Origin of the sequence: Janthinobacterium sp. TND4EL3 (assembly GCF_900156175.1) — a bacterium.
Classification (GTDB): domain Bacteria; phylum Pseudomonadota; class Gammaproteobacteria; order Burkholderiales; family Burkholderiaceae_D; genus Janthinobacterium.
In genome coordinates this window covers 1-6486 of record NZ_FTMV01000056.1, presented here as the reverse complement: position 1 = coordinate 6486, position 6486 = coordinate 1, and the positions used below count along the sequence as shown (strand labels likewise).

Sequence of the window (6486 nt, the reverse complement as noted above, 5' to 3'; positions counted from 1 at the left end):
TGCGCGCCGACACATTGAAATTGCTCCGGTCAGCGGATATGCAGGCGCTGGACGCTGTCCAGAACTTGGCCGCTGCGGCACCTCCGGCGCAGCGAGATCAAATGGAGAAAATTTTGGGCTTTACACAGCAGCTCGATTTCGCTGCGGCGGCAGAAATCCTGAGCGCTGCCGATTAAACTGCTTCGACTGATCGGAGTAGCGTTTTGCGACGTAAGTGTTCGCTCAGCGCCATCTTGAGTGCTAGAGAGATTGGATCGAGATGGCGCCACACCGCTGGGAAGCGGCGTCATCTCAAACGACTGCTGGCATTTCGGTGATATGCGCCAGCGCGCCCCGCAACCGGGTTTCGTGGCGAGACATCATCCGGGCTCGCGGTTGCCTCAAGCCGTGTGCGCTCGCCGGCCGACGTATTCAAAGTCTCCCGACGTTCCCCAACAGCCAGATAGATTAGCTGCCGCCAATTCTGTACTGTATCCAAACCTGCGTGCGCTGCATAGGTGGCGCGGCTGGACGCTTACTGCTCGCCTCCTAGCTTCCGCGCTCAATCGGTATCCACCATTGCAGACTTGGAGTCGGGATTGCTGGGAAAGTTCACCGGCGCGGCACAGCGCAGCGAACGTGGATCAGCGGTGGCTTGCCACGGCGACGGCAGCCAAGGCCCTCCATAAAACCCACTTTATCAATAGTTCGGCCATCAAACAGAATTGCTGCGATCATTAGCGACATCTTTAGATTGCGTCATGCGAGAAAATGCAACAGCGTGGCGAGCGCCGTACCAAATGACCGATGCCGGGATTAGATCGCTTAACGGAGCCGCAGACCTTGCAATCCTTGCCAGCTGGTTGCGTGCCACGCGCACTCAGCCATCGACCCCGGTCGTAGCAAAGCGCTCCCGATAAAGCTTGGGCGTGATCCCCAGCTTCTTCTGAAACACCCTGCGCATGTGGGCTTCGTCGGTGAACCCCGCGCGCGCCGCCACGGTCTTCAGCGACAATGTCAATTCCGCCAATAAAGTGGTGGCGCCTTCAAAGCGGCAGCGCTCAATAAATTCCTGGGTGCTGACGCCCACTTCCTGCTGGAACACCCGGGTGAAGTGGCGCTCGCTCATCATGGCCTTCTGGGCCAGCTGCGTCACCGACAGCTTTTCCTGCAAGTTTTCGAGGATCCAGTTCTGCAGCTCGCGGATATTGGGCCGCGTGGTGCGCTCGCTGAGCAAGTGGGCGCTGAACTGCGATTGCCCGCCCGGACGTTTAAGAAATACCACCATCTCGGTGGCCACCTCGAGCGCCAGTTCCCGTCCAAAATCTTCTTCCACCAGTGCCAGAGCCAAGTCGATGCCCGCCGTAACGCCGGCTGACGTCCAGACGTGGTCGGCGCGCACGAAGATCGCATCGGCATCCACCTGGACAGCAGGATAGTCGGCTTGCAGTCGCTCCGCCACGCCCCAGTGTGTCGTGGCGCGCCTGCCGTTCAGGGCGCCCGCCGCCGCCAGGAAAAACGCGCCCGAACACAGCGAGGTCAAACGCTTGATGCGGGGTGCCACGGCGGCTACCCAGTCGATGATGGCGGCGCTATCGATCAGTGCTGCCTGGATATGGCGTGCCCCCACGATGATTGCGTTATCGGGCAGGGAAAGTGTACTCAGCGCCTTGGTGGCATCGAGCGACATCAGCGTGTCGGAGCGTACCGGCCCCACGGTGCACGAGGCCACCCGCACGTCATAGCCCGATGCCTTGCCGCGCCGCTGCAGGTGCAGATTCGCATACTCGAACACGGACATTGGCCCGATCGCTTCGACCGCCTTGAACCCCGGGTACACGATGATATCGACAGTAATGGCAGCGCTTGCAGAGGACAACTTCATGGTGTAGTGGGCAATGATGAGCGGAAAATCCGGTCATTATGGCATCAATTCCGGCCATTCTCGGCCCGGTTCCGCCGTTCGGGGATGGTGCGCGGTCAGAATGGCCTGGCGTTATTCACCAATTCTTTTACGGGAGTACATCCATGAAGACCAAAGCAGCAGTAGCCTGGCGCGCCGGCGCACCACTGACCATCGAAGAAGTTGATTTGCAGGGACCACGCGAAGGCGAGGTGCTGATCGAGCTGAAAGCCACCGGCATCTGCCATACCGATTACTACACGTTATCGGGCGCCGATCCGGAAGGCTTGTTCCCGGCCATTCTCGGCCACGAAGGTGCCGGCATCGTGGTCGACGTGGGCCCGGGCGTGAAAACACTGAAAAAAGACGACCACGTGATTCCGCTGTACACACCGGAATGCCGCCAGTGCAAATTCTGCCTGTCGCAAAAAACCAACCTGTGCCAGGCCATCCGCTCGACCCAGGGCCGCGGCTTGATGCCGGACGCGACCAGCCGCTTCTCGCTCGACGGCAAGCCGCTGTTCCACTACATGGGTACCTCGACGTTCTCGAACTACATCGTGGTGCCGGAAATCGCGCTGGCGAAAATCCGCGAAGATGCACCGTTCGATAAGGTGTGTTACATCGGTTGCGGCGTCACCACCGGTGTGGGCGCGGTGCTGTTCTCGGCCAAGGTGGAGGCGGGTGCCAATGTCGTCGTGTTCGGCCTCGGTGGTATCGGCCTGAACGTCATTCAAGCAGCCAAGATGGTCGGCGCCGATAAGATCATCGGTGTCGATATCAACCCGGCCCGCCAGGACATGGCGCGCAAGTTCGGCATGACCCATTTCATCAATCCTAACGAAGTGGAAAACGTGGTCGATGCCATCGTCCAGCTGACCGACGGCGGCGCCGACTACAGCTTCGAGTGCGTCGGCAACACCACCCTGATGCGCCAGGCACTCGAGTGCACCCACAAGGGCTGGGGTAAGTCGTTCATCATCGGCGTGGCCGCAGCAGGCCAGGAAATCTCCACCCGGCCGTTCCAGCTGGTGACGGGCCGCGAGTGGCGCGGTTCCGCCTTTGGCGGCGCCCGTGGCCGCACCGACGTGCCGAAGATCGTCGACTGGTACATGGAAGGCAAACTCAATATCGACGACCTGATCACGCACCGCCTGCCACTCGAACGCATCAACGAGGGCTTCGACCTGATGAAATCGGGCGAATCGATCCGCTCGGTCGTTCTCTACTAAGGCGCTGCCATGCTTGAACTGATCAGCGAACACGCTTGCTTCGGCGGCGTCCAGCGTTACTACCGGCACCAGTCCTCCGCCATTGGCCTGCCGATGCGGTTTGGCGTCTTCCTGCCAGCGCAGGCAGCCGATGGCAACGTGCCCGCATTGTTCTGCCTGGCGGGGCTGACCTGCAACGAGGAAACCTTCGCCACCAAGGCCGGCGCGCAGCGGCAGGCTGCCGCGCTGGGGCTGATGTTGATTACCCCCGACACCAGCCCGCGCGGCGCGAACGTGCCGGGTGAGAGCGACGCCTGGGATCTCGGTGTCGGCGCCGGCTTTTACGTCGACGCCACCGAGGCGCCCTGGCGTACCCATTACCGCATGTACAGCTATCTGCTGGAACTGCATGCACTGGTGCTGTCCGAGTTGCCGGCCGACGCCGACCGGGTCGGCATCATAGGCCACTCGATGGGCGGCCATGGCGCGCTGGTCCTGGCGCTACGCAACCCGGCGCTGTTCAAGTCGGTGTCCGCAATGGCGCCGATTAGCGCGCCTACGCAGGCACCCTGGGGCGATAAGGCGTTCTCGGCCTACCTGGGGCCGCGCTCGCCCGCCTGGGATGCGTATGACGCCAGCGTGCTGATGGCCGCGCGGCGCCAGCCTTTCCCGCACGGGATCTTGATCGATCAGGGCCTGGCTGACAAATTCCTGCCCGACCAGCTGTTCCCCGAAGCATTCGAAGCCGCTTGCGCGGCGGCCGGCCAGCCACTGACCTTGCGGCGCCATGCCGGCTATGACCACGGCTACTACTTCATCGCCACGGTGATCGACGATCACCTGAAGTTTCACCACGAAGCATTGATTTCACAAGGAGTAACACCATGAGTACCGAGTACACGATCCATCCGGCCATCGGCCAACAACGTCCACCCGCCGCAGCCGATTTCACCGGCGGCAAGCTGCTGTGCAAATGCAGCAGCGACCAGGTCGAAGTCACCATCGCCAGCCAGACTGCGCACAACCACGCATGCGGCTGCACCAAGTGCTGGAAGCCGGAAGGCGCGCTGTTCGCGCAGATCGCCGTGGTGGCGCGCGACAAGGTCAGTGTCACTGCCCATGCTGAAAAGCTGAGCGTTGTTGACGCCAGTGCGACCATCCGTCGCCACGCGTGCAATGTTTGCGGCGTCCACATGGTTGGCCGTATCGAGAACGAAGCGCATGCCTTCTTCGGCCTCGATTTCGTTCACACCGAACTGTCGTCGGAAAGCGGTTGGTCGCCGGTGGAATTTGCCGCTTTCGTCTCGTCGATCATCGAGTCGGGCACCAACCCGGCCGACATGGCCGGCGTGCGCGCTGCGCTGGCCAAGCTGGGCCTGCCTTACTACGATTGCCTGTCGCCGGCCTTAATGGATGCGCTGGCGACCCACGCCGCCAAGGCCAGCGGCGTGCTGCAATAAGCGTTTTGCCATAGGCGGTGAAATTTGCGCTGAACGTGGCGCTCACTTGATTTGAAAAGAAGTATCAAATGGATGCTACGCTCCGCGCAATTTTACTGACCACCACGCTGTCCGGGGTGGTCAGCATTTCCGCCGCCGCTTTTTTATCATTCGGGCTGCTGGCCCGGATGGCTGAACGCATGGTGAGTCTGTCGGTCGGCATTATGCTGTCCACCTCGCTGTTACACGCGATGCCGGAGGCAATCGAATCCAAGGTTGCGCCGGTCAGCCTGTTTGCCACACTGCTTGGCGGCCTCCTGACTTTTTTCATGCTCGAAAAAATGGCGATCGTCCACGGCGGCACGCCGGCCGATGCGTCCCATCCGGCGCAATCGGTGGGGCACGGCCATCACCACGGCAGCCATGGGACAACGCGCAGCGCCTGGATGGTGCTTGTTGGCGATGGCCTGCACAATTTCACCGACGGCATCATGATTGCTGCTGCCTTCCTGGCCGATCCCGCGCTTGGCATCCTGACCGGGATGGCCATCGTGGCCCACGAAATTCCGCAGGAAGTGGGCGACTTCGTGGTGTTGCTCAATTCAGGATATAGCCGGGCGCGCGCCTACCTGTTCAACCTGCTGTGCAGCCTGATGGCCCTGGTGGGAGGCGTGCTTGGTTACTACATGCTCGACAAGGCCGGCAACCTGGTGCCTTATGTGCTGACCTTCGCTTCGGCGGGTTTTCTCTACGTCGCCATCAGCCACCTGATGCCGCAACTGCAGCGCAAGGATACCTGGCGCGACAGCTTGCCGCAGCTCGGGCTGATCGCCATCGGTATCCTGGTGGTACTGCTCATTCTGGACTGAATATCAGTAAGGTCGCGCACCTCATTTGAGGTACAACTGCATCGCGCGCAGGTCTGGCCAATCAAGAGAAAAATTCCGGCTAGCTCAACTTTAGCTTACCATGGAAAAGTCTAGTCACGAGGATATCGCGTTCAGCTATGACTCTCTTCGCTTATTGATCAGGCTATCGAGCGCTTGCACATCATATGCCTTTATCAGCGTACCGCGAAGGTTAAAAATCGGATCAATCAAAAGTTGCAATCCTAGTTGCAAACACTTAACCATTAATGCATCGAAATCCGCATCGCTGTGCAAAATGGCTACAGAATATTCTGGTAACTGCAAACCGGCCTCACGCCAATTCTCAAGTAATGCGGCCAAATCTAACGGCTGACTTACCAGAAATACCGTATTTCTTATGACGATTGGCTCGCCGTTTTTTCTATCAAGAAGGGCCGCCAGCGGAGCGTAATAGCTTTGTGGGCTCGAGTACGTTGTGTCGATAGCTGGGGAAAACGCAGTGGATTTTGCCTGCTTACACCTCAAAAGACGCTGTCCTGATTTAAGGCTTGGCATCATAGTCGAGTATTTGCCGAACACCGAATGATTCGGGGATACGCAATACGGATCACGCTCTTTCCAACCTTTGTCAAAAGCCTTGTTCATGATGGTTACGAGATCTTCCACCTCATCAGCGCCAAGACGCTGAACTTTGCCTCGGTCAGTGACATAATGTGAACTTCCGTCATCAAGGATATACTGAACACAGTACTGGCCGCGAAGTGCTTTTAAAGCGCCGGGCTTCCATCCCACAATGACCATTGGTTCGGGTGGTGTGACCGAAAATAAAATTCCAGCTCCATCTTTGTTAGCTAAGATCCAAGCCTGATAGTCGAAGTCCTGCAAAACGGAATATTGCGCAAACAATTCCGCCTGTAATTCGCCGAGAACCGGCGGGGCTCACCAACATGAGCGCCGCATTGAATGCACCGGGGTCAGGCTGCCAACAATTCACTGGCACAGTAAGGCTGACGGACGTGCGCGTTGATACTGAACAGGTGCCGGTGGCGATCCGGCTTAATGGTGCGAATGGCCATACATGGCAC

Annotated in this window: 6 protein-coding genes; 4 read left to right on the top strand and 2 right to left on the bottom strand. The window is 59.3% G+C overall.

Translation table 11 applies throughout. The features are described from left to right. Window positions 1–859: 859 nt before the first annotated feature. Entirely contained in the window at window positions 860–1864 is a 1005-nt protein-coding gene (locus tag BXA07_RS29535) for a GlxA family transcriptional regulator (RefSeq protein WP_076573246.1), read from the bottom strand. Between the two features lie 143 nt (window positions 1865–2007). Between BXA07_RS29535 and BXA07_RS29530 the strand changes: the two genes are divergently transcribed. The 4 genes from BXA07_RS29530 (at window position 2008) to BXA07_RS29515 (ending at window position 5401) form a co-directional block, all read left to right on the top strand. Further along, on the top strand, window positions 2008–3114 hold the full coding sequence (locus tag BXA07_RS29530) for an S-(hydroxymethyl)glutathione dehydrogenase/class III alcohol dehydrogenase (RefSeq protein WP_076573245.1): 1107 nt from the start codon (window positions 2008–2010) through the stop codon (window positions 3112–3114). A gap of 9 nt (window positions 3115–3123) precedes the next feature. After that, window positions 3124–3981, top strand: coding sequence for an S-formylglutathione hydrolase (gene fghA, locus BXA07_RS29525; protein ID WP_076573244.1), 858 nt, complete (start codon window positions 3124–3126; stop codon window positions 3979–3981). After that, window positions 3978–4553 (top strand): S-(hydroxymethyl)glutathione synthase, encoded by a 576-nt coding sequence (gene gfa, locus BXA07_RS29520; RefSeq protein WP_076573243.1) that lies wholly within the window; start codon window positions 3978–3980, stop codon window positions 4551–4553. The genes fghA and gfa overlap by 4 nt, the downstream gene beginning before the upstream one ends. 68 nt (window positions 4554–4621) lie before the next feature. Then, on the top strand, window positions 4622–5401 hold the full coding sequence (locus tag BXA07_RS29515; protein ID WP_076573242.1) for a ZIP family metal transporter: 780 nt from the start codon (window positions 4622–4624) through the stop codon (window positions 5399–5401). A 135-nt stretch (window positions 5402–5536) separates the two neighbouring features. On the opposite strand, the gene BXA07_RS30700 is transcribed toward BXA07_RS29515, so the two are convergent. Next, window positions 5537–6307, bottom strand: a complete 771-nt coding sequence (locus BXA07_RS30700; RefSeq protein ID WP_139335868.1) for a hypothetical protein — start codon at window positions 6305–6307, stop codon at window positions 5537–5539. Between the last annotated feature and the right edge of the window lie 179 nt (window positions 6308–6486).

Bases quoted from the DNA above. Each gene is read 5' to 3' on its own strand.
- fghA (WP_076573244.1), top strand. From the start codon at position 3,124: ATGCTTGAACTGATCAGCGAACACGCTTGCTTCGGCGGCGTCCAGCGT.
- gfa (WP_076573243.1), top strand. From the start codon at position 3,978: ATGAGTACCGAGTACACGATCCATCCGGCCATCGGCCAACAACGTCCA.
- BXA07_RS29535 (WP_076573246.1), bottom strand. From the start codon at position 1,864: ATGAAGTTGTCCTCTGCAAGCGCTGCCATTACTGTCGATATCATCGTG.
- BXA07_RS29530 (WP_076573245.1), top strand. From the start codon at position 2,008: ATGAAGACCAAAGCAGCAGTAGCCTGGCGCGCCGGCGCACCACTGACC.
- BXA07_RS29515 (WP_076573242.1), top strand. From the start codon at position 4,622: ATGGATGCTACGCTCCGCGCAATTTTACTGACCACCACGCTGTCCGGG.